This is a genomic window from Variovorax sp. AC103 (genome assembly GCF_979254005.1).
Genome location: NZ_CEEDFC010000020.1, coordinates 48,852 through 70,638, shown reverse-complemented (window position 1 = coordinate 70,638; position 21,787 = coordinate 48,852). Strand labels below are relative to the sequence as shown.

Sequence of the window (21,787 nt, the reverse complement as noted above, 5' to 3'; positions counted from 1 at the left end):
CAGAGATGAGCAAAGCCACCTTCCTTCGCTACTACCAGGACCAGCTGCAGCAACTGCGCACGCTGTCGGTGGACTTTGCGCGCGCCAACCCGGCGCTGGCGCCGATGCTGGCCGAGCCCTCGGGCGACCCGGACGTCGAGCGCCTGCTCGAAGGCGTGGCCTTCCTCAACGGCCTGACGCGGCAAAAGCTCGACGACGAATTTCCGGAGCTGCTCCAGGAACTCGCCAACCAGCTGTTCCCTCACTACCTGCGCCCGGTGCCCGCGGCAACGCTCGTGGTGTTCGAGCCCAGGGCCCCGCTCACCGAGGCGGTGCAGGTGCCCGCGGGCACCGAACTCGCGTCGCTGCCGGTGGACGGCACGCGCTGCCGCTTTCGCATCAGCCATGCGCTGCAGGTGGAGCCGCTGGCACTGCGCGGCTTCGAGCTGGTCCACGACGCGGGCTGCTCGCCCGCGCTGCGGCTGGACTTCGTGCTGCAGGGCATCGACCTGGCGCAATGGCGGCAGGGGGGCGCGCGGCCCATACGGCTTTTCCTGGGCGCGGGCTATGCGCAGGCCAGCAACCTGCTGATGCTGCTGATGACGCGCGTGGCGCAGGTCGAGGTCGCCGCCGGAAGCCACCAACAGGCCGGCGAACGCTTCGCGCTGGGCCGACAGGCGCTGCGCTGCGCCGGCTTCGACCACGAGATGCTGGCCTATCCGCAGCATGCCTTCTCGGGCTTCCGCGTGATCCAGGAGTACTTCGCGCTGCCCGAGAAGCTGCTGTTCGTCGAGCTGGACGGCTTCGAGCGCTGGGGCGGCGCGCGCGGCGGCCAGCAGTTCAGCGTCTGGCTGACGCTCACGGACTTGCCGCAGTGGGCGCCCGAGCTGCGCGAGAACAGCTTTCAACTCAACGTGGTGCCGGTGCTCAACCTCTTCCAGCACCCGGGCGAACCGATCCAGCACGAACACCGCACGAGCGAGTACCGCGTGCGGCCCGAGAACGAGAAGAAGGGCCACTACCAGATCTTCTCGGTCGACCGCGTCGTCGGCTATGCGCAGGGCGCGAGCGAGGAGCGGGTGTACCTGCCCTTCGGCATGGCCGGCCTGCCGGGACAGGCGAACCAGCCGAACCAGGCGCCGGCGAGCTACTCGCTGTCTCGCCGGGCCTCGGCCGTGGGCCGCGGCCAGGACCTGTTCGTGTCGATCGCCACCCCGCGCAACCAACCGCTGTCGCCCGAGACGCTGTCGATCTCGCTGACCTGCACCAACCACGAGCTGCCCGAGAGCCTGAAGCTCGGCGACATCAGCCAGCCCACCAGCAGCTCGCCCGAACGGCTGTCGTTCCGCAACATCCGGCCGGTCATGCCGCAGCTCAATCCGCCGGCCGACGAGCACCTGCTGTGGCGGATGATTTCGCACATCTCGCTGAACTTCCTGTCGCTGGCCGACGCGGCCAACCTCAAGATGATGCTGGGCCTGTACATCTTCTCCGAGCGTCAGGACCACGGCCGCGAGATCGCCAACCGCCACCGCATCGCGGGCATCGAGTCGCTGCTGGCCGAGCCCGAGACGCGGCTGATCGGGCGGCGCATGCTCAGCGGCCAGCGCCTGCGGCTGGGCTGCCGCAGCAGCCACTTCGCGAGCCTGGGCGGCCTCTATGTGTTCGGCTGCGTGATCGAGCGCTTCCTGGGCGACTACGCGGCCATCAACGCCTACACGCGGCTCGAGGTGCGCGACATCGACACCGGCGAGGTCTTCGAATGGCCGGCCAGGCTGGGGCGGCAATGCCTGCTCTGAAAGACGATCTGCGCGCACGCGCCTCGAACTACGGCTACTTCCAGGCCATCCGCCTGCTGCGCCGGGCCGGGGTGAGCAATATCCGCGTGCGGCCCCACCTGAGCCTGGGCTTTCCCGACAACGACATCGAGCGTATCGAGCGGATGCGCGGCGCCGCGGCCGACGGCAGCGAGGACGCCTACCGCGTCACGGCCAGCTTCTTCGGCCTGTACGGCGTCTCTTCGCCGCTGCCGACCTTCTATACCGAAGACCTGCTGGACGACGAGCGCGAGGGCCGTCACGCGCGGCGCGACTTCTTCGACATCCTGCACGGCTCGCTCTATCCGCAGCTCTTCGATGCCTGGCGCAAGTACCGCCTGCAGATGCGCGTGGTGGAGGACCAGGACCCCGAGGCGCTCGACACCCTGTACGCCTTCGCAGGCCTGGGCTCGCCCGCGCAGCGCGAGAGCCTGGCGCCCGATGCCGCGAGCCTGCTGCGCCATCTCCACCTTTTTGCGCAGCACACGCGCTCGGCGCTGGGGCTTCGCACGCTGCTGGCCGATGCCTTCGCGCCGGCCACGGTCGAGGTCGAGTCCTGCGTGCCGCAGTGGGTGTCGATTCCCGGCGACCAGCGTTTGCGGCTCGGGCTGCAGGCCCATGCGCTGGGCGAGACCTGCCCGCTCGGCGTGCAGGTCGAGGACTGCGACAACCTGCTGCGCCTGGTGATCGGCGAGCTGCCGGAGGCGCTGTTCCAGCAGCTGCTGCCGGGTGCGCCGGGTCATCGGCGGCTGCAGTTCCTGGTGCGCTTCTATCTCACGCGGCCGCTGCAGGTGGCCGTCGAACTCAGGCTGCGCAAGGACGAGGGGCGCAAGGCGCGCCTCGGCACGCCGCTCTGGTCGCGCCTGGGTCTGGACACCTGGCTGCCCGGTGCACACGACGGCGATGCGCCGGCCGTTGGCTTTCGTCTCGCGGCGCCCCTCACTTCCCCTACAAGGACCTCTCCCCATGCTGCTGGTTGACCTGAAGCCGCTCGTCGGCCGCCTCGACGCCTATTGCAAATCCTCGCTGGAGAACGCCGCCGGGCTGTGCATCTCGCGCGGCCACTACGAGATCACGCTCGAACACCTGCTGCACCGGTTGCTCGACGATCCGCAGGCCGACCTGTCGCTGCTGCTGCGCCAGAACGGCGTGGACGCCGGCGCGCTGCGCCACGGCGTCGAGCGCGTGCTGGAGGAAATGCGCACCGGCAATGCCGGCCGGCCGGCGTTCTCGCCGCTGCTGCTGGAGCTGCTGCAGGATGCCTGGCTGCTGGGCTCGGTGGACCTGGGGCAGACGCTCATCCGCTCGGGCGCCGTGCTCGCCGCGCTGGTGGCGCGCGCCGGCTTCTATGCCGGCGGCGGCCTCGGGCCGCTGCTGGGCCCGCTGCGCAAGGAGACCCTGCTCGAGCAGTTTCCCGGCGTCTGCGCCGGCTCGATCGAGGGCCAGCCCGCGGCCGGCGGGGAGGGCGCCGACCTCGGACGCGGCTCGCCCGGCGCGCCAGCCGGTGCGATCGCCAAGTACTGCGAGAACTTCACCGACAAGGCGCGCGCCGGCAAGATCGACCCCGTGTTCGGCCGCGACGCCGAGATCCGCCAGATGGTGGACATCCTCGCGCGCCGGCGCAAGAACAACCCGATCTGCGTGGGCGACCCCGGCGTGGGCAAGACCGCGGTGGTCGAGGGCCTGGCGCTGCGCATCGTGGAGGGCGACGTGCCCGAGATGCTCAAGGAAGTGACGCTGCTGGGCCTGGACATGGGCATGCTGCAGGCGGGCGCCAGCGTGAAGGGCGAGTTCGAGAACCGGCTGAAGGGCGTCATCGAGGAGGTCAAGGCCTCGGCCACGCCGATCATCCTGTTCATCGACGAGGCGCACACGCTCATCGGCGCCGGCGGCCAGGCCGGCACCTCGGATGCGGCCAACCTGCTCAAGCCGGCGCTCGCGCGCGGCGAGCTGCGCACCATCGCCGCCACCACCTGGGCCGAGTACAAGAAGTACTTCGAAAAAGACGCCGCGCTCGCGCGCCGCTTCCAGCTCGTGAAGCTCGACGAGCCCGATGTGGCCACCGCGGTGCAGATCCTGCGCGGGCTGCGCGAGCGCTACGAGGAGGTGCACCAGGTGGCCATTCGCGACGACGCGCTGGTGGCCGCGGCCGAACTTTCCAGCCGCTACATCACGGGCCGCCAGTTGCCCGACAAGGCCGTCGACCTGCTCGACACCGCGTGCGCGCGGGTCAAGGTGCTGCAGCACGCCAAGCCCGACCGGCTCGAGGACACCGAACGCCGCATGCAGGCGCTCGAGCGCGAGGAGCGCGGCCTGCGGCAGGACGTCGATCATCGCCAGCCCGTGGATGCGCAGCGCTTTGCCGACATCGACGCGCAGATGGACACGCTCGCCGCCGAGGCCGAGCAACTGCGCACGCGCTGGCAGGCGCAGCGCGCCGCCGCACAGGTGCTGCGCGATGCGCGCGCGGCCTTCGGCGCGGCACGGCGCGAGCAAGGCAAGCAAGGCGAGCAAAGCGAATCGCCTGAATCGCCCGACGCACCTTCGCTGCAGGCGCTCGAAGCCGCGCTGATCGAGGCCGAGCAGGCCTTCGCCGCAGCCCAGGGCGACGAGGCGCTGGTGCGCATCGACGTCGATCCCGAGGTGGTGGCCAAGGTGGTGTCCGACTGGACCGGCGTGCCGGTCGGCAAGATGCAGCGCGACCGCGCAAGCACCGCGCTGGGCCTGGCCGATGCGCTCAAGCGCCGCATCCGCGGCCAGGACGCCGCGCTCGACCAGGTGGCCGAGATCGTCAAGACCGCGAGCTCGGGCCTGAACGATCCGCGCCAGCCGCTGGGCGTGTTCCTGCTGGTCGGCCCGTCGGGCGTGGGCAAGACCGAGACCGCGCTGGCCGTGGCCGACCTGCTGTTCGGCGACGAGAAGTCGACCGTGGTCGTGAACATGAGCGAGTTTCAGGAGCGCCACAACGTGAGCCGCCTGATCGGCTCGCCGCCGGGCTACGTGGGCTACGGCGAAGGCGGCCTGCTGACCGAGGCCGTGCGCCAGCGGCCCTACTCGGTGGTGCTACTGGACGAGGTCGAGAAGGCCCACCTGGACGTGCTCAACCTGTTCTACCAGGTGTTCGACAAGGGCATGCTGTCGGACGGCGAGGGCAAGGAAATCGACTTCGCCAACACCGTCATCTTCCTGACCTCCAACCTGGCCACCGATGTCATCACCGAGATGACGCAGGGCGGCGAGCCGGTCGATGCAGCCGTGCTCGCCACCGCGATCCGGCCGCTGCTGTCGAGCCACTTCAAGCCCGCGCTGCTCGCGCGCATGACCATCGTGCCCTACGTGACGCTCGGCGCCCAGGCGCTCGGCGGCATCGTGCGGCTGAAGCTGGAGCGCATCGCCCTGCGGCTGGCGCACAACAACAAGGTGCGCTTCAGCTTCGCCGACGCGGTAGTCGAGCGCATCGCGGCGCGTTGCACCGAGGTGGAGACCGGCGCACGCAACATCGACTTCATCCTGCGCGGCAACGTGCTGCCGCTGATGTCGCAGCAGATGCTGCAGCGCATGGGCAGCGGCGAGCCGACCAGCGAAGTGCACCTGGACGTGGACGCCGCGGGCGAGTTCACGGTGCGCTTCGATGCCGAAGCAGAGGCCGAGGCCGAGGCCGAGGTCCAGGCCGCCGCCTGATCCACGAACCCGAGCCATGAGCAGCCTCTCCGAACGCCTTCCCGCCGACCGCCGCTTCGAGTTCGGCTGCGACGCCTGCCCGGCGGACACCTTCGCCGTGGTAAGGATGAATGGCGTCGAGGCGATCTCCAGGCCCTACCGCTTCGAGCTCGTGCTGGTTTCGGACGATGCGGCGATCGACTTCGCGCACCTGGCCGGCGCCGGTGCCCAACTGCGCATCCTGGCGCCCGACGACGCGATGCGCGCCACGCCCTACGCGGGCATGCTGGCCGAGTTCGACCAGCTGCACCAGGCGGGCGGCTTCACCTTCTACCGCGCGGTGCTGGTGCCGCGGCTGTGGCAGCTGTCGCTGTACCGCAATTCGGAGGTCTACCTCAACGAGCAGACGATTCCCGACATCGTCGAGCGCCTGTTCGCCGGCGCCCGCCTGGGCGCCGGGCGGGACTACATGCTCAAGCTCTCGGGCGCCTACCGGCCGCACAGCTATGTGTGCCAGTACCAGGAAACGCCGCTCGCCTTCATTTCACGGTGGCTCGAGCGCGAAGGCATCTACTACTACTTCGAGCAGGCCGACGGCATCGACCGGCTGGTGCTGGTCGACGACATGGCGGCCCAGCCGGCAGAGGCGCTGGCGGTCAGCTACCGGCCGGCCGACGAGCTGGACGTCGGCCTTGCGCCCGACTCGGTCCAGGGCCTTGTCTGCCGCTCGCGCATGCTGCCGCGCAACCTGGTGCTGCAGGACTACAACCATCGCCGCGCCAGCGTGCCGCTGGCGGTGACGGCCGAGGTCTCGCCGCGCGGCCTGGGCGAGGAAATGCTCTATGGCGAGAACTTCCGCACCGAGGAAGAAGGGCAGCGCTACGCCAAGATCCGCGCCGAGGAGCTGCGCTGCGGCGGGTGCGTGTTCAGCGGCGAGGCCACGGCGGTCGGGCTGCGCAGCGGCTATTTCATCGACCTGTCGCACCACTACCGCGACGACTTCAACGGCCGCTACCTGGTCACCGAGGTCACGCACGAGGGCTCCCAGGCCGGCACGCTGCTGGCCGGGCTGAAGACGCCCTTCAACGAAGGCGAGCGCCAGGCCACCACCAGCTATCGCAACAGCTTCGTCGCGCTACCGGCGGCCACGCAGTTCCGCCCCGCGCGCAGCACGCCCAAGCCGCGCGTGGCCGGCACCATGAGCGCCACGGTCGATGCGGAGGGTTCGGGCGAATACGCCGAACTCGACGCCTACGGCCAGTACAAGGTGCAGATCCCGTTCGACCGCACCGAGAAGGGCGCGGCCAAGGGCTCGGCGCCGGTGCGCATGGCCTCGCCCTACGCGGGCAGCGACCACGGCATGCACTTTCCGCTGCACAAGGGCGCCGAGGTGCTGCTGTCCTTCACCGACGGCGACCCGGACCAGCCGGTGATCGTCGGCGCGGTGCCCAACTCGGACAACCCCAGCGTCGTGGACGCGAGGAATCCGCGCCTGAGCATGATCCACACGAAGGGCGGCAACGAGATCGGCTTCGACGACACCAAGGGCAAGGAGGCGCTCTGGCTGCGTTCGCCGTACCAGGACTCGGCGCTGGTCATCGGCGCGGCACGGCCGGCAGCGGCGCAAGGGTCCGAAGCGTCGGCATCGGCATCGGCATCGCCGCCCGCCGCGCCCGGCAACATCTTCCAGGCCACCAAGGGCGGCAGCGACAAGGTGACCTTCGGCGTCGACAACACGATGAGCTTCGGCTCGAAGAACACGCTGTCCGTGGGCACCGAGGCGAGCCTGGCGGCCTCGTTCGCCAACAAGGTGACGATGGGGAGTTCGCTCTCCATCAACTTCGCCACCGACGTCAAATGGAACATGAACGCGGTGCCGTTCACGGAGCTCTTCAAGAGCGTCACGATCGACGACACCGATTCGGTGACGCTGAAGAAGTCGTTCAGCAGCAATGCAATGGACACCGTCACGCTCACCGCCGGCGCGCGCACGGCGGCCGTGGGCAACCTGGCGCTCACCACCGAGCTGAACGTCTTGCGCGGGGCGGTGCTTGCCTACACAGGGCTCAATCTTGCGCAGTCCGCCGCCTTCGGCATGGCGGTCAATGGCTCGGCCGGCGGCGCGCTGACGCCCGGCGCGGACAAGGGCCAGCGTGCCGAAGCAGCCAGCCCGGTCGCCACCGGCGGCTTCACGGGGTGGCCGGGCATCGTGACCAAGTTCGGCACCGATGCCATCACGAACGGCGTGGCGCTCGTGCTCATCCAGCAGCGCGCGCAGGACCTCGCGGCAAAGATCAAGGCGCTCAAGAACTTGAGCCGCATGACCCTGAGCGACCAGGGCATCGTGCAGACCTTCGCTGAAGACGACGACGAAGCAAGGCTCGAGCTGAACAACTCCGGCATACAGGCCACCAGCGCACGGTTCCAGGTGCAGAGCCGCCGGCTGGTGGACGTGGAGGCCGGCAACTGGATCCGGATGCGCTCGCCGTTCATCGCGCTGGGGCAGCCGGGTGCCGGCGCCGGGCCTGCGCTCGTGAAGATCGACGCGGACAAGAAGACGGTGCGCATGGAAACCTCGAACGCCACGCTGCAGCTCAAGGACGACACCACCACGCTGGTCGCCGACAGCATCAATGTCGGCCATGGGTTGGTCGTTCCGAATCCGCTGGCGGCTTCATTGCTGCTCCAGGAGGTCGCCGCCAGGGAAAACGCGATTGCCGCAATGCGCTCCGCCGACAACGCCTTCACCCGGTTCGAGAACGCGAAATCCGAGGCGTCGAAAGACCTGGCGAGAGAAGACTGGTACCTCGAGGAAAAGCTCAAGGACAGCCTCAAGGCGCAATGGGATGCGATCAAGACCCAGCAAGCGCTGTGCGACGGACCCACCACGTTCATCAACGGCCTGGCGGTCGATGCCGCCGCCACCGCGCTCACGCACACCGGCACGTCGGTGAAGGTCACGCCCACGGGCGTGGCCATCGAATGCGGCGCGAACAACCTCACTGTGGACGCCACGGGCCTGAAGGGCAACGGGCTGCTCATCAAGCTCGGCTGAGACACCATGACATCGACGATATTCCAGCGCCTTCCCGCCGACCGCCGTTTCGAGTTCGCCAGCACGGCCTGCGCGAGCGACACCTTCGCGGTGGTGCGCCTGAGCGGCTTCGAGGCCATCTCCAGGCCCTACCGTTTCGAGCTCGTGCTGGTCTCCGACGACGCGCAGCTGGACCTCGCGCGCGTGCTGGCCGCCAGGGCCGAGCTGCGCATCCTTGCGCCTGACGGCAGCCGCGAGGCCACCCCCTACGCGGGCGTGCTGGCCGAGTTCGACCAGCTGCACCAGGCGGGCGGCTTCACCTTCTACCGCGCGGTGCTGGTGCCGCGGCTGTGGCAGCTGTCGCTGTACCGCAATTCGGAGGTCTACCTGCACGAGCAGACGATTCCCGAGATCGTGGAGAGCCTTCTGAAGGCCGCCAAGCTCAAGCCGGGCGGCGACTACACCCTCAAGCTCAGGGGCGACTACCGGCCGCGCAGCTACGTGTGCCAGTACCAGGAAACGCCGCTCGCATTCATCTCGCGCTGGCTCGAGCGCGAAGGCATCTATTACCACTTCGAGCAGGCCGACGGGGCCGAGCGGCTGGTGCTGCTCGACGACAGGGCGGCCCAGCCGGCCGAAGCGCTGGCCGTCAACTACCGGCCGGCCGACGAGCTCGACGTGGGGCAGGCGCCCGACTCGGTGCAGGGCCTGGTGTGCCGCACGCGGCAGCTGCCGCGCAGCCTGGTGCTGCAGGACTACAACCATCGCCGCGCCGGCATGCCGCTGGTGACGCAGATCGAGGTCTCGGCCAGCGGTGCCGGCGAGGAAATGCTCTATGGCGAGAACTTCCGCACCGAGGAGGAGGGGCAGCGCTACGCGAAGATCCGCGCCGAGGAACTGCGCTGCGGCGAGCGCGTGTTCAGCGGCGAGGCCACCGCCGTGGGCCTGCGCAGCGGCCATTTCATGGACCTGTCGCACCACTACCGCGACGACTTCAACGGCCGCTACCTGGTCACCGAGATCACGCACGAGGGCTCCCAGGCCGGCACGCTGCTGGCCGGGCTGAAGACGCCCTTCAACGCGCGCGAAGAGCAGACCGCCTATCGCAACACCTTCGTCGCGCTGGCCTCGGCCACCCAGTTCCGCCCCGCGCGCAGCACGCCCAAGCCGCGCGTGGTCGGCACCATGAGCGCCACGGTCGATGCGGAGGGTTCGGGCGAGTACGCCGAGCTCGACGCGCACGGCCAATACAAGGTGCAGATTCCGTTCGACCGCACCGAGAAGGGCGCGGCCAAGGGCTCGGCGCCGGTGCGCATGGCCTCGCCCTATGCGGGCAACGAGCACGGCATGCACTTTCCGCTGCACAAGGGCACCGAGGTGCTGCTGTCCTTTGCCGACGGCGACCCGGACCAGCCGGTGATCCTGGGGGCGGTGCCCAATTCGGTCACGCCGAACGTGGTCGACCAGCGCAACCCGCAGGACAACCTGATCAGCACCAAGGGCGGCAACCAGATGCTCATGGCCGACACCAAGGGCAAGGAAGTGATCTGGCTGCATTCGCCGTTCCACAAGAGCAGCCTGGGCATCGGCTCGGTGCATCCCGAGGGCGGCGGCAGCATCTACGAGGCCACCACCGGCGGCAAGGACTCGGTGTCCTTCGGCAACAGCAACTCGATGAGCTTCGGCCCCGCGAACTCGCTCTCGCTGGGCACCAAGGCCTCCATCGGCGCGGCGTTCTCCAACGATGTGTCCATGGGTACGAAGATCGGCATCGACGCGTCTTCCAGCATCAGCTGGAAGGCCAACCTGGGCACGCTGCCGGGCGTGGGCTCGTTCGAAGGCACCAGCGGGCTCAAGAACATCTCGATCGACGACTCCGACGGCCTCAGCCTGAAGCGCTCCTTCGGCGGCAAGTCCAACAAGACCGCCAAGATCCAGGCCGGCGCGTTCGAGGACGAGGCCACCTCCGCCGCGCTCGAGATTTCCAAGAAGAAGCTGCGCGCGATGATCGCCGGCTACACGGCGCTGAACTTCACCCAGTCGACCATCTTCAGCATGGCGGTGAACGCGAGCGCCGACGGCGTCTTCCTCGGCCCCAACGAGAAACAGGCCAAGAAGAACCAGGAGGCCGACGACCTCCTGTTCGCCGACGCGGAAGCCAAAGCCAAGGCCGCCGAAAAGGAGAAGCTCAAGGCCGAGGCGCCACCGGAAGCTGTCACCAAGGAGGCCGCGCAGGGCGCAAAGGATGCCGCCGAATGGAGAGCGGCAGAAGAAGACAGGATCAGCAGGAAGTACGAGCACGGCCCCATCGAGTCGGCGGCCGAGAAGGCCGAGCGGAACGCGCTCAGGGACAGCTCGCCTCCCGCGGACATCGCCAGGCGCGCCGCCGCGGAGACCGTCTGGCGGGCCACCAGGGAAAAGGAGATCGACGACCGCTACAAGAGCCGCGCCACCGCGCAGGCCGCGCCGTCGAACCCCGGCCGCCAGACGCTGCAGGGCTGGCCCGGCATCATCGGCAAGTTCGGCCTGGATGCCGTCTCCAATGTGGCCGCGATGGCCCTGATGCAGGCCTACGCGCGCAAGCTGCAGGCCGAGATCGACGACCTCAAGCTGATGAGCGAGATGAGCCTGGGGGTGGAAGGCATCACGCAATCGGTCAATGGCGACGACGCGGGCGCACCGCTGGTTCCGCCCGCCGCGCCGCTCGATGTCCGCTGCGAGTTCGACATGTCGCCCTCGACGGGCGTCAGCATCAAGGCTGCCGGCAAATCGACCTGGGACGAAGACCCGCCCTCCGGGGGCACGATCGGCCTGACGTCCAACCTGGTCAACGTGAATGCCGCCGTGTTCGGTGTCGATGCGCAGACCGGCGCCATGGGCCGGGCCGTCGGCCAGAAATTCGTGGGCTTTTCCCATTCGTGGGACGCCGACCAGGCGACCCTGCAGTCCCAGAGCGCCTTCGTCAAGGCGGAGGCGGATGTGCTGACCCTGGCCAGCCCCAAGATCAAGATCGGCAACATGGCCATCGTCGATCGGCTGGCGGCAGCTTCCGCGGCGACGGCACTGGCCAAGAGCTCGGTCAAGGTGACGCTTGCCACGTACCGCATCGCGGCCCGTGCGCGCAGGAAGGCCGCCGCGGCCGGGCAGATCGCGGCCATGGCGCAAGGTGTCGGCCAGATCCGGATGCCGCCGGCCGACGACCCGACCGTCGCCACCGAGAAAAGTGCCCACCTCTCGTACCTGAGCGCCGTCCGGGAGCTCGCCAGGTGCTCCAAGGAGCAGCTTTCAGCGACTGCCGCGCTCATCAACGCCCCTTTGACCCGAGGCATCAGCATCGACGACACCTCGGCTTCGCTGAGCTTCGGCAACTCCGGGTGGAAGGCCACCGATGCCGGCCTGGAGATGAAGTGCGGCAACTCCTCGGCGAACTTCCTGCCGGTCAGCGTCGCGCTCGACAGCCAACTGATCAAGCTGGGCTGAGACCACCCGCATGAAGATCATCAAGCCCGACCACATGGCAGTCGTCCATCGCGCACTGCGATGGCAGCAACAGGACCGGCTGGCCGTCGGCCTGGTGGCGCTGTTTCCGCTCGCGTCTGCGTGCCTGGATGCGCTGCGCCCCGAAACCGAACTCTGGCAACTGCTGCCGCAGGCGCCCGGCGCGCCGGCCGTGCTCGACGAGGGCTATCCCAAGCCGAAGGCCGAATTCATGCTCTATGGCGAGGCCTGCGCGCCCGGGGCCGCGCCGGTGACGGAGCTTGCGGTGCGTGCGCGCGTGGGCAGCCTGGACAAGCCCCTGATCGTTCGCGGCGACCGCCGCTGGACCGCGCTCGGCACGCTGTCGTCGCCAGCGCCCTTCACGCGCATGCCGCTCGTGCCGGCCAACGCCTTCGGCGGGCCGGGCGACGAAGTGAACCCGCTCGGCAAGGCCGAGCCGGCCCTGCCCAACGTGGAAGACCCGCGCCACCCGATCGTCTTCAGGGGCGACCGTCCGGCGCCGGCCGGCTACTGGGGCGTGGACAGCAGCGCGCCGCAACGCCAGCGCCACCTGGGCGCGGTCGGCGCGGCGTGGCTGCAGAAGACCTGGCCGCATCTTCCAGAGGACACACAGGGCGATTACTTCCAGAGCGCGCCGTCCGACCAGCGCCTGGCCGGGTTCTTCGCAGGCGACGAGGCGATCGCGTTGAGCCACCTGCATCCCGAGCAGGCGCGCATCGAGAGCGCGCTGCCTGCCTTGCGCGGACGCTGCTTCGCGGCGCTGCGCGGCCCGGGCCCGGAGCCTGTGTTCAAGGAAATCGCGACCCATGCCGAGACGGTCTGGCTGATGCCGGGCCTCGGACTGGGCGCGGTGCTCTACCGCGGCACGCTGGCGGTCGGCGACGAGGAGGCGCAGGACGTCGCCTGCCTGGTCATGGGCTGGGAGCCATTGCGCGACGCGCCACTGCCCGAAGCCCACTACCGCGACCAGTTGCCGCCACCGGCGGCCGCAGCTGCAGGAGCCGTAGCGGCAGCAGCAGCCAAGGAAGCGGTGCCCATGGCCGCATCGGCGGGCGCCGCGGGCCTGCCTGCAGCAGCGGCAGCGAGCGGCGCAACCGCAGCCGCTGCCGCAGCCGCTGGGGCTCCTTCCGCCGCTGCCGGTGCCCAGGACTCTTCGGCATCGCCGGTTCAGGCCGGCAAGCCGAACCTGGCCGCGCCGGCGCCAACAGCGGCCGCAGACCCGGCGTTGGCGCAGATCGAACGCCTCACGGCCGAGATGAATGCGCAGACCGACCGGCTGCTTGCCGAACACGGCATCCCGCGTTCGCAGATCGACGCCATGATGCAGCCGCCGCCACCGCCGCTGCGCGAGGTCTCGCTGGCCGACATCGAGACCATGACGCAGAAGCTGCAGGCCGAGCACACCGCGCTGCTGGCCCACCACGGCCTGACCCAGGCCGATGTGGACGGGTTCATCCGTTCGCGCCAGGGCGAGCTGCCGGCCGATGTGAGCCTGGCGGACATCGAGGCACAGACGCAGCAGATGCGGCTGAAGACCCAGCAGCTGATGCGCGACAACGGCATCGACCACAACGACGTGGCCGACGCACTGGGCAGCAGCGGGGCCAGCAACGAAGCGGTCGCGTTCATGCGGCAGTTTCCGGCGCTCGCTGCCAGCGGCGCGGGGCCGCTGGCGCCGTTGTTGCAGCCCGGCTCGCAGCCGGCTGCCGCTGCACCGGACACCAGCGCGCCAGTGGGCGCGATGGACGCGGCGGCGCCGGTGGCGGCTTCCGTCGCCGGTGCGGCGGGGGGACCGGCGGCCTCTGCACTGGCGGCACCACCCGTGCAAGCACCACCCGCCGAGCCACCCGCGCCCGCGCCGCATCCTCCGACGACCCGCGAGGAAGCGATCGCCTGGCAGGCCGAGGGCCGCAGCTTCGCCGGGCTGAAGCTGGACGGGCTGGACCTGAGCGACCTGGACCTGTCCAACGCCGACTTCAGCGCCGCGACGCTCGAGAAGACGCGCTTCGACCGCGCGCGGCTGGCCGGCACCCGCTTCGACAAGGCCATCCTGCAGAGGGCCAGCTTCGAGGGCGCCGACGCGACGAAGGCCAGCTTCCAGTCGGTGCGCGCGGCCGGCAGCCGGCTTGCCGGCGCCACGCTCGGCGGGGCCACATTGAAGGCGGCGGATTTCAGCGGGAGCGACTTCACCGGCGCCACGCTGCAGGACGCCCAGTGCGCCCAGGCCGATTTCAGCGGCAGCCGGATGGCCCACCTGCGCGGCGCGAAGCTGCAGGCCGCGCAGGCCGACTTCAGCGAATGCGGGCTCGAGGGTGCGGACTTCGCCGGCGCGACGCTGACGGCCGCGCGCTTCGATGCCGCGCGCATGGAAGGCGCCGTGCTGGCCTCGGTGCAGGCCGAGCATTCGCACTGGTATGGAACGCTGGCGCCGAAGGCGGACTTCAGCGCCGCCAACCTGCGCGGCGCGCGGGCCGGCGCGGGCACCGTGTTCGCGGGCACCAACCTGCGCGGCGCGAACCTCGATGGCGCCGCATGGAGCGACGGCGTGGACCTGCAGGGCGCGGCCATGCAGTCGGCCTCGCTGGAACGCGCGGACTTCAGCGGCGCGCGCGCGCCCGGGCTCCTGCTGGCCGGCGCCAATGCCACGGGCGCCAATTTCTCGCGCGCCGCGCTCGACGCCGCCGACGCCCGCGGTGCCAACCTGATGGGCGCCTCGCTGCGGCATGCACGGCTCGCCGGTGCGCAGTTGGGCGGCGCCAACCTGCACGCCAGCGACGTCTATGGCTCGGCCATCGTGCAAGCGCACACCGCAGGCGCGCTGACCACGGGCACGCTGATGCAGATACCCGGCCGGCCCGAGGCGCGAGAGGCATGAACATGACCGCATCCCCATCCCCATCCGCCTCCTTCGCCGATGCCGATGCCGCCCTGGCGGCCATTGCGCAGGGCGGCCGCCAGCTGGCCGGTGCCAGCGTGGCCGGACTCGACTTCGCGGGGCGCGATCTTTCGGGGGTGCACTGGCGCAATGTCGACCTGCGGCAGGCGCGGCTGGCGCGGGCCAACCTGGAAGGCGCGGTGTTCGAGCGCTGCTCGCTGCCCGGTGCCGTGTTCGCCGAGGCGGCGCTCACCGCCACCCAATGGCACGCCTGCGACCTGCAGGGCGCTTCGCTGCGCGGCTCGCGCGGCGCGCGCGTCTCGATGAGCGAATGCAGCCTGCGCGAGGTCGATGCCGTGGGCGCGCAATGGACCCACGCCATGCTCGAGCGGTGCGACCTGTCGGCCGCCAGCTTCGCCGATGCCGCGCTGCTGCAAAGCGATGCGCACCAGTGCCGCTTCGAGGCCACCGATTTCAGCCGCGCGCAGCTGAGGCGCTTCACGGCCATGGACGCCGACCTGGGCAGCGCCCGCTTCGACGCCACCGACCTGACCCAGGCCTACCTGGCCGGGGCCAGGCTGGCGGGCCAGCGCCTGGGCAACTGCGTGCTGGCGATGGCGCAGTTCAACCGCGCCGATCTCACGGGCGCCGATTTCTCGAAGGCGCAGTTGCAGCAGGCCCAGTTCCAGCACGCGACGCTCGAGGGCGCGGTGTTCAGCGGCGCGACCGGCCTGCATGTGCGCTTTGGCGATGCTCGCCTGGCGCGCGCGCTGCTGGACGATGCCAGCTTCGAGATGTCCGACTTCGCGCGCACCGACCTTGCGGGCGCGCGGCTCGTGCAGCTGCGCGCATCGCAATCGAACTTTGCCGGCGCCCGCTGCCAGGGCGCGCAGATGGCGCGGGCGGTGTTCGTCCACAGCGACTTCTCGCATGCCGACCTGAGCGGCGCCGATTGCAGCCATGCCGACTTCAGCGGCGCGAACCTGCATCGCGTCGTCGAGCGCGGCACGAACTGGAGCGACGCCGTGCGCCGCGGCAGCCACGCCACCGATGCCGAGCGCGCCCGCGCCGAAGACTGGCGCCCGGCGCCGGCCACCCTTTCCTGAGAGCACCCCCAGCCATGAACAGCCACGATTCCTCCATTGCCTCTGTCGCGCCGATCGCGCCCATCGCGCCCGACAGCGCGGCGGCCGGCCCGCGCCTGGTCACCGGCACCGTCTGCGGTCGCGCCGGTGCCTGGCTGTTCGTGCGCAGCAGCGAAGGCGAGCAGCGCGCGCAGCTCGCGCCCAGCTGCCTGCTGGCGCCCGAGGACGGCGACGTCGTGCTGCTGTGCCTTGCGCCCGACATGCCGCTGGCCGAGCCGCTGGACGGCGCCATGCGCGTGCTGCCCTGCCGCCAGCATGTGCTGGCCGTGCTGTCGCGGGCCGCGCCGGCGCAGGCGCAGGCCACGGTGCAGCTGCCGGGCGGCGCCCGGTTCGTTGCGCAGGATGGCAATGTGCGCATCGAAGGCCGCGAGGTGGACATCGCCGCGTCCACGGGGCTGCGCGCGCGCACGCCGCAGTTCACGCTGGAGGCCGCCCACGGCGACCTGCGCTTCGGCCATGCGAATGCCTCGGCCGGCAGCTTCACCGCGGTGGTCGGCCAGATGCAGCTGTTCGCGCGCGACCTCGGCACGCAGGTCGGCCGCCTGGTGCAGAAGGTGCGCAGCAGCTTTCGCACCGTCGAGGAACTCGACGACCTGCGCGCCGGGCGCACGCGCTGGGAGGTCGAGGGCCATGCCCAGCTGCATGCGCGGCAGGCCACAGTGCTCGCCGAAGGCACCGTCAAGATCGACGGCCAACGCATCGACCTCGGTTGAAGGAGCACCACGCATGTTCGCAGTGACCCTTGCCGGCGGCCAGTGCATGGCCACGCCCGATGTGTGCGAGGTCCCCACGCCCGGCGGGCCGGTGGCCACGCCGTTTCCCAACATCGGGCTGCCGTCGATGGGCGATTCGCCCACCACCAAGGTGCTGGTGAGCGGCATGCCCGCGCTCACCAAGGCCTCGAAGATTCCGATCACCAACGGCGACGAGCTCGGCAAGGTCGGCGGCGTGGTGTCGAAGAAGAGCCAGGGCGAAGTCGAGTTCATCGTCGGCAGTGCGAAGGTCAAGTTCGAGGGCCAGGCCGCCGTTCGCCTGTCGACGCCCACCAAGCAGAACGCGGGCAATGCGCTCGGCGCGGTGCTCGCACCGAGCCAGTCCAAGGTCATGGTCATCAGTTGAATCGAATCAGAGGAACCCGAATGAATATCCATCCAGGCAAGAAACCCGGCATCGACATCCCTGCGTTGGCCGGCCGTCGGCAGGCGCTTCGCAGTGCAGCAGCGGCCATCGCGGCGCCGGCACTCGTGGCCTGCGGCGGCGGCACGAGCCTCAGCAGCTTTGCCCAGGGCGTGCCCGTCGCCGTCGACCAGGCGATCAACGAATTCGTGGCGATGGCCCCCGACACCTCGGGCGCGCTGGTGCGCACGGACGTGTCGCCCGTCCCCTGGTCCGCAGGGCAGGGCACCGAGCGCAAGCTCTTCGCTGCCAGCGCGGTCAAGACCTTCATCCTGGCGCAGTTCCTGCGCGGGGCCGAGGCGGCGGGCAGCAGCATCGGCCTGTCCACCCGCTGCGAGGTGAGCGACGCGCAGCGCAGCATCAGCAGCCCGGTGCTGGGCGGGCTCACCGGCACGTCGAACTACGGCAACGTGCTGGACGCGATGATCGCGCGCAGCGACAACACCGCCACCGACATCGCGATGGCGGCGGCGGGGCCGGACCGGGTTCGGGCACTGATCGCGCAGGCGGGCCTTGCCAACACGCAGATCTTCGATTCCACCCGGCGCGTGTTCTCCTACCTGGCGGGCGCCGCCATCGGCGTCGACCTGGGCTGGCCCGGCATGCTGAAGATCCTGAGCGGCGACAGCGCCGGCCTGACCCCTCGCACCGACGTCATCAACCCCACCGAGTCGATGCTGAGCTCTGCCTCCGACCTGGTCAGCTGGTACCAGCAGGCGCTCACCGGCAAGTTCTTCAGCACCGCGGCCAGCCTGCGGGAGTTCAAGCGCATTTCCTCGCAGGCCACCGCGCTGTGGCAGGTGGTGCCGGCGGACGTGATCTCCTACGGCAAGGGTGGCAGCATCGACTGGGAAGACTTCCATGCGCTGTCGCTGGCGGGGCAGATGCGTTTCAACAACGTGCCCGTCACCTTCGCCTTCGTGCAGAACTGGAAAGGCGGCGAGACCAGCAACGAACGCACGCCCGCATTCGGCGCCGCCGCGTCAAAGGTGCTGAACGCGGTGGCCGACGCGTTGCGCAAGGCGTGAGCGCCATGACCATCGTCGCCGTCACCGCGCTCGCACCCGACGCACAGCGCATGTCCGCCCTGGCGGGCACGCTGGCGCGCTATGGCCTGAAGGCGCTGGGCGGCGTGTGGGAGACCACGCCGCACAAGGTGCTCGCGGTCGACTGGCGACCGATGGTGGATGCGTTCATCGCGCAGCGCGCCGCGCTCTGGCTGGTGCTGGCCGATGCCAAAGCGCTGGAAGATCCGTCGGTGCGCTATGGCCTCAACCTGATCGCGGCGAGCCTGCGCAGTGCGCTGGGCGCCGACTTCGGGATCGCGGTGCTGTGGCCCGACGCACCCGGCGCGGGTAGTGATGCGGGTGCCGACGTTGCGTCGCTGCCCGCGCTGCCCGCGCAGTTGCGCGATGCGCTGGTGCTGGAGCCCGGCGCCGCCTGGCCCGCCAAGCTGGTCGCGCGCATGCATCGGGCGCGGCCCGGTGCCGTGCCGGCCGCCGACCGCATCTCGGTCCACGGCAACGAGCAGCTCGGCCAGTGGATCGAACTCGCACCGGGTGCGGGCAGTTGGCAGGGCGTGATGTTCGCCGTTGCGGGCGAGGGCGCCTCGATCGACTTCCAGGCCACCGGCCCCGGCGGTGGCCTGCCCGAGACATCGACCATCGCCTATGGGCAATCGGGCCTGAAGCTCGAAAGCGCCGGGCGCGCCTTCACCGGCTGGGCCTTGCGCAACGAGATCGGCGCCACCGCGAGCGGCCCCGTGTCGTACTACGCCCGCGTGCGCGGGCGCCCCGACGCGCTGCTGTGGATGCCCTACACGGAGGAGGACGGTGCCGATGCCACGCTGCTCGCACTCGACTGAGGCCTGCGCTCCCGTGCGTGTCCGCTCAGGGCAGGAGGGCGGGCCCGACCACGTGCCCGAGCGAATCCAGGCGCAGCGCCGCACCCGGGTCGTAGCCGAGATCGACGCTGTATTCGTCGCCGTCGAATCGGTAGGTGACGCGGTAGCGTGCGGCCTGCAGCCGCTGCGCGGCGACGCTGTCGCATGCAGTCTCCGGCACGAAGACCGGCGGCGGGACATCGCCCTCGCCGGTGGGTTCGGAGGAGAACACCCGCGACCACAGCGACGCCTTGGGCGGCGGCGCGATCTGCATGCCGCAGCGCTCGCGCGTGCCGTTCTCCGCCACCTGCGTGCGGTAGACCGCGAGGACCGGGGTGACGCTGAACGGGCCGACGGCCGCAGGGGCAGGGGTCACGGCGGCCGGCGCGGCAACCGGTGGGGCTTCGGGTTCGGGCTGGGGCGCATGGGCGCAGCCGCCCGCGAGGGCCGCCGCGCAGAACACGGCGGCTGTCGAGGCGGGCTGGCAGGAACGGAGCAAGCGAAGCAAGCGGTGCATGCGATGGCGGGGCAAGGGCGGTCCGCCATGGTACGGGCTGGGGGCGCGCTGCGCCTTGCGAATCGGCCCCGCGTTTGTTTCATCGGCAACATGGCCGGGGTGCGCGCGTGAGCCGCCGGTTCGCCGCCGTGCTGGCGCTGTGCGCGCTGGCGGTCGCCGTGCTGCAAGGCTGCGCGGCAGCCAATTCCGCGATGGGCGGCAACACGGCCAGGCAGGCGCGCGCCGAGGTCAGCTGGGACGCGGGCAAGGACGGCGTGCTGATCGAGATCACCTCGGCCACCGACCTCAACCTCTACGAGAACGTGCCGCACACCCTGCTGCTGAGCGTGTTCCAGATGACCGACGCCGCGGCCTTCCACAAGCTCAAGGCCGACCCCCAGCAGCTGTCGCGCGTGCTGGCAAGCGGCCAGGCCGGCCCCGACTTCGTGCGGCTGAGCCGCTACGTCGTGGCGCCGGGCCGGCGCACGCTGCTCGCGCTCGACCGGGCCCAGCAAAGCCACTACGTCGGCTTCGTGGCCGGCTACTACCAGCTCGATGCCGAGGGCAACGCCCGGCTCTTCGAGGTGCCGCTCGCCGTGAGCAGCAAGGGCTGGTTCTCGAGCACCTACAGCGCCGAGCCGGTGCCCCTGGCGATCCGGCTGAACCTGGGTTCGCAAGGCATCGTCTCGGCGAGCAGGCTGAACGCCTATCCGATACCCAAGAAGGAATCGGCGTGGATTCCGCTGGACGGTGGAGGCCGCGAGATCGACCTTGCGCCGCAGCCCGGGGAATCCGCCGATCCGTCCACCCGAAAACTCTGAGCACCGAATCCAATGAACGACAAGGCCGGCATCTATTGGCAGCAGGGCATGTTCCTGCAGCCTCAGCATTTCCAGCAGTCCGACCTGCACCAGCAGTTCCAGCGAAAGCCCGCGCTGGAGAACGGCCAGCCGCACTTCTGGGGTGTGGGCGAATTCGCGCTGGCCACCGCGGCCATCGCGAACCAGCGCATCGAAGTGCAGTCGGCGCAGGTGCTCTTTCCCGACCGCACCTACGTCGAATACCCGGGCAACGCGGTGATCGCGGGCCGGTCCTTCACGACCGAGCAGTTCGAGGGCGACAAGCCGCTGAACGTCTACCTGGGCCTGCGTCGCCTGCACGCCACGGAGTCGAACGTCAGCACGGTCGGCGAGCTCGCCGAGGCAGCGCTCGCCCCGACCCGGTATGCGACCACCCACGCGAGCGACGAGGTGCCCGACCTCTATTCGAATGCAGCGCCCGCGCAGGTGCGCTCGCTGATGTTCGTGCTGCGCATCTTCCTGGACAGCGAGCTGGAGGCATTGCAGGACTACGAGCTCGTGCCGATCGCCAGGCTGGTGCGCGACGGCGCCCTGGTGCGGCTGGTCGATGACTACGTGCCGCCGTGCTATGCGCTGTCGGGCTCGCAGTGGCTGCAGCAGCAGATACGGGACATCCGCGACGAGCTCGCGGGGCGGGCCCGGCAGTTGCAGGCCTACAAGAGCCCGGGCGGCACCCGCGGCGCGGGGCTCGATGCCGCCGACGTGGTGCTCCTGCTGGCGCTGCGAACCATGAACCGCTTCAGCCCGCAGCTGCAGCACCTGAGCGAGGTCGAGCACCTGCATCCCTGGGCGGTGTACGGCGTGCTGCGCCAACTGGTGGGGGAGCTGAGTTCGTTTTCGGAGCGCTTCAACATGTTCGGCGAGGCCGAGGACGGCACCGCAGGCGTGCCGGCCTACGACCATCGGCAGATCGGCCGTTGCTTTGCCCGCGCGCATGCGCTGATCAGCCACATGCTCAACGAGATCACGGTGGGCGCCGAGTTCATCGTGCAACTGCAGCCCGAAGGCGATCACCTCTACAGCGGCGAGCTGCCCAAGCGGCTCTTCGGCGAGCACAACCGCTTCTACCTGCTCCTTCGCAGCGACTCGCTGGCCGCCGCCGTCGCGCAGACGGTGCCCAACAATGCACGGCTGGGGCCGAGCGCCGAGATGCCCAAGCTGCTCTCGCTGGCGCTGCCGGGCCTGGAGCTGATCCACCTGCCGGTGGCGCCGCAAGGGTTGCCGCGGCGCGCCGATTCGCACTATTTCCGCATCGAGCAGATCAGCCGGCAGTGGGAGTCGGTCACGCGCGACGGCCTGGTCTCGCTGTCCTGGCTCGATGCCCCGGGCGACCTGCGCGCCGAGATCGCGGTCGTGAGAAGGTAG

At 70.1% G+C, this 21,787-nt stretch carries 14 protein-coding genes; 13 read left to right on the top strand and 1 reads right to left on the bottom strand.

The features are described 5' to 3' along the window. Nucleotides 1-5: 5 nt before the first annotated feature. From tssF to AC0IYU_RS25250, 11 genes are read left to right on the top strand one after another with little or no spacing between them, the layout of a single operon-like run. Complete coding sequence (tssF, locus tag AC0IYU_RS25300) at nucleotides 6-1,778, top strand: type VI secretion system baseplate subunit TssF (RefSeq protein ID WP_472122532.1); 1,773 nt, start codon at nucleotides 6-8, stop codon at nucleotides 1,776-1,778. Next, complete coding sequence (tssG, locus tag AC0IYU_RS25295; RefSeq protein ID WP_472122529.1) at nucleotides 1,766-2,776, top strand: type VI secretion system baseplate subunit TssG; 1,011 nt, start codon at nucleotides 1,766-1,768, stop codon at nucleotides 2,774-2,776. The genes tssF and tssG overlap by 13 nt, the downstream gene beginning before the upstream one ends. Continuing rightward, nucleotides 2,700-5,477, top strand: a complete 2,778-nt coding sequence (gene tssH / locus AC0IYU_RS25290; RefSeq protein ID WP_472122731.1) for a type VI secretion system ATPase TssH — start codon at nucleotides 2,700-2,702, stop codon at nucleotides 5,475-5,477. The genes tssG and tssH overlap by 77 nt, the downstream gene beginning before the upstream one ends. Nucleotides 5,478-5,493: 16 nt before the next feature. After that, the gene (locus AC0IYU_RS25285; protein WP_472122527.1) at nucleotides 5,494-8,511 is read left to right on the top strand and encodes a type VI secretion system Vgr family protein; all 3,018 of its coding nucleotides are present in this window, start codon (nucleotides 5,494-5,496) and stop codon (nucleotides 8,509-8,511) included. A 6-nt stretch (nucleotides 8,512-8,517) separates the two neighbouring features. Then, on the top strand, nucleotides 8,518-11,970 hold the full coding sequence (locus tag AC0IYU_RS25280; RefSeq protein ID WP_472122526.1) for a type VI secretion system Vgr family protein: 3,453 nt from the start codon (nucleotides 8,518-8,520) through the stop codon (nucleotides 11,968-11,970). Nucleotides 11,971-11,980: 10 nt separating this feature from the next. After that, nucleotides 11,981-14,863 (top strand): DUF2169 domain-containing protein, encoded by a 2,883-nt coding sequence (locus AC0IYU_RS25275; RefSeq protein ID WP_472122522.1) that lies wholly within the window; start codon nucleotides 11,981-11,983, stop codon nucleotides 14,861-14,863. Nucleotides 14,864-14,865: 2 nt separating this feature from the next. Further along, nucleotides 14,866-15,969 (top strand): pentapeptide repeat-containing protein, encoded by a 1,104-nt coding sequence (locus tag AC0IYU_RS25270; RefSeq protein WP_472122519.1) that lies wholly within the window; start codon nucleotides 14,866-14,868, stop codon nucleotides 15,967-15,969. Nucleotides 15,970-15,983: 14 nt separating this feature from the next. Continuing rightward, entirely contained in the window at nucleotides 15,984-16,721 is a 738-nt protein-coding gene (locus AC0IYU_RS25265) for a DUF3540 domain-containing protein (protein ID WP_472122516.1), read from the top strand. A gap of 13 nt (nucleotides 16,722-16,734) precedes the next feature. Beyond that, the gene (locus AC0IYU_RS25260; protein WP_472122514.1) at nucleotides 16,735-17,127 is read left to right on the top strand and encodes a DUF4150 domain-containing protein; all 393 of its coding nucleotides are present in this window, start codon (nucleotides 16,735-16,737) and stop codon (nucleotides 17,125-17,127) included. Nucleotides 17,128-17,147: 20 nt separating this feature from the next. Next, entirely contained in the window at nucleotides 17,148-18,212 is a 1,065-nt protein-coding gene (locus tag AC0IYU_RS25255; RefSeq protein ID WP_472122512.1) for a serine hydrolase, read from the top strand. Between the two features lie 5 nt (nucleotides 18,213-18,217). Further along, nucleotides 18,218-19,048 carry a hypothetical protein gene (locus AC0IYU_RS25250; RefSeq protein ID WP_472122510.1) on the top strand — a complete coding sequence of 277 codons (831 nt, stop codon included), beginning with the start codon at nucleotides 18,218-18,220 and terminating at the stop codon, nucleotides 19,046-19,048. A gap of 25 nt (nucleotides 19,049-19,073) precedes the next feature. Here the strand turns inward: AC0IYU_RS25250 and AC0IYU_RS25245 are convergent, their stop codons facing one another. Next, nucleotides 19,074-19,565, bottom strand: coding sequence for a hypothetical protein (locus AC0IYU_RS25245; RefSeq protein ID WP_472122507.1), 492 nt, complete (start codon nucleotides 19,563-19,565; stop codon nucleotides 19,074-19,076). A 125-nt stretch (nucleotides 19,566-19,690) separates the two neighbouring features. On the opposite strand from AC0IYU_RS25245, the gene tssJ reads away from it, so the two are divergent. Together tssJ and tssK are read left to right on the top strand one after the other, a co-directional pair. Next, on the top strand, nucleotides 19,691-20,383 hold the full coding sequence (tssJ, locus tag AC0IYU_RS25240) for a type VI secretion system lipoprotein TssJ (protein ID WP_472122505.1): 693 nt from the start codon (nucleotides 19,691-19,693) through the stop codon (nucleotides 20,381-20,383). A gap of 12 nt (nucleotides 20,384-20,395) precedes the next feature. Next, nucleotides 20,396-21,787: a type VI secretion system baseplate subunit TssK gene (gene tssK / locus AC0IYU_RS25235; RefSeq protein WP_472122504.1), complete on the top strand. Its 1,392-nt coding sequence runs from the start codon at nucleotides 20,396-20,398 to the stop codon at nucleotides 21,785-21,787.

Bases quoted from the DNA above. Each gene is read 5' to 3' on its own strand.
- tssF (WP_472122532.1), top strand. From the start codon at position 6: ATGAGCAAAGCCACCTTCCTTCGCTACTACCAGGACCAGCTGCAGCAA.
- tssG (WP_472122529.1), top strand. From the start codon at position 1,766: ATGCCTGCTCTGAAAGACGATCTGCGCGCACGCGCCTCGAACTACGGC.
- tssH (WP_472122731.1), top strand. From the start codon at position 2,700: ATGCGCCGGCCGTTGGCTTTCGTCTCGCGGCGCCCCTCACTTCCCCTA.
- AC0IYU_RS25285 (WP_472122527.1), top strand. From the start codon at position 5,494: ATGAGCAGCCTCTCCGAACGCCTTCCCGCCGACCGCCGCTTCGAGTTC.
- AC0IYU_RS25280 (WP_472122526.1), top strand. From the start codon at position 8,518: ATGACATCGACGATATTCCAGCGCCTTCCCGCCGACCGCCGTTTCGAG.
- AC0IYU_RS25275 (WP_472122522.1), top strand. From the start codon at position 11,981: ATGAAGATCATCAAGCCCGACCACATGGCAGTCGTCCATCGCGCACTG.
- AC0IYU_RS25270 (WP_472122519.1), top strand. From the start codon at position 14,866: ATGACCGCATCCCCATCCCCATCCGCCTCCTTCGCCGATGCCGATGCC.
- AC0IYU_RS25265 (WP_472122516.1), top strand. From the start codon at position 15,984: ATGAACAGCCACGATTCCTCCATTGCCTCTGTCGCGCCGATCGCGCCC.
- AC0IYU_RS25260 (WP_472122514.1), top strand. From the start codon at position 16,735: ATGTTCGCAGTGACCCTTGCCGGCGGCCAGTGCATGGCCACGCCCGAT.
- AC0IYU_RS25255 (WP_472122512.1), top strand. From the start codon at position 17,148: ATGAATATCCATCCAGGCAAGAAACCCGGCATCGACATCCCTGCGTTG.
- AC0IYU_RS25250 (WP_472122510.1), top strand. From the start codon at position 18,218: ATGACCATCGTCGCCGTCACCGCGCTCGCACCCGACGCACAGCGCATG.
- tssK (WP_472122504.1), top strand. From the start codon at position 20,396: ATGAACGACAAGGCCGGCATCTATTGGCAGCAGGGCATGTTCCTGCAG.